Raw genomic sequence first — 1,101 nt, forward strand, 5'->3', positions numbered from 1 at the left:
AACCGAGCGTGCACAAAAACTCCGTAGAAAGGAGGTGATCCAGCCGCACCTTCCGGTACGGCTACCTTGTTACGACTTAGTCCCAATCACGAGCCTCACCTTAGACGGCTCCATCCCAAAAGGGTTAGGCCACCGGCTTCGGGTGCTGCCCACTTTCATGACTTGACGGGCGGTGTGTACAAGGCCCGGGAACGCATTCACCGCGACGTTGCTGATTCGCGATTACTAGCGACTCCGCCTTCACGTAGTCGAGTTGCAGACTACGATCCGAACTGAGACCGGTTTTAAGGGATCCGCTCCATGTCACCATGTCGCATCCCGTTGTACCGGCCATTGTAGCATGCGTGAAGCCCTGGACGTAAGGGGCATGATGATCTGACGTCATCCCCACCTTCCTCCGAGTTAACCCCGGCGGTCCCCCGTGAGTTCCCGGCATAACCCGCTGGCAACACAGGGCGAGGGTTGCGCTCGTTGCGGGACTTAACCCAACATCTCACGACACGAGCTGACGACGACCATGCACCACCTGTGAACCTGCCCCGAAGGGAAACCACATCTCTGCAGTCGACAGGCACATGTCAAGCCCAGGTAAGGTTCTTCGCGTTGCATCGAATTAATCCGCATGCTCCGCCGCTTGTGCGGGCCCCCGTCAATTTCTTTGAGTTTTAGCCTTGCGGCCGTACTCCCCAGGCGGGACGCTTAACGCGTTAGCTCCGACACGGAACCCGTGGAATGGGCCCCACATCCAGCGTCCACCGTTTACGGCGTGGACTACCAGGGTATCTAATCCTGTTCGCTCCCCACGCTTTCGCTTCTCAGCGTCAGTAACAGCCCAGAGACCTGCCTTCGCCATTGGTGTTCTTCCCGATATCTACACATTCCACCGTTACACCGGGAATTCCAGTCTCCCCTACTGCACTCTAGCCCGCCCGTACCCGGCGCAGACCCACCGTTAAGCGATGGGCTTTCACACCAGACGCGACGAACCGCCTACAAGCTCTTTACGCCCAATAATTCCGGATAACGCTTGCGCCCTACGTATTACCGCGGCTGCTGGCACGTAGTTAGCCGGCGCTTATTCGAAAGGTACACTCACCCGAA

Annotated in this window: 1 rRNA gene; it reads right to left on the minus strand. The window is 57.9% G+C overall.

The features are described from left to right. Positions 1 to 27: 27 nt before the first annotated feature. Positions 28 to 1,101 (minus strand): 16S ribosomal RNA (locus D0T18_RS06775); the annotation flags it as partial.

It is taken from the genome of Gardnerella swidsinskii (assembly GCF_003397705.1).
GTDB lineage: Bacteria > Actinomycetota > Actinomycetes > Actinomycetales > Bifidobacteriaceae > Bifidobacterium > Bifidobacterium swidsinskii.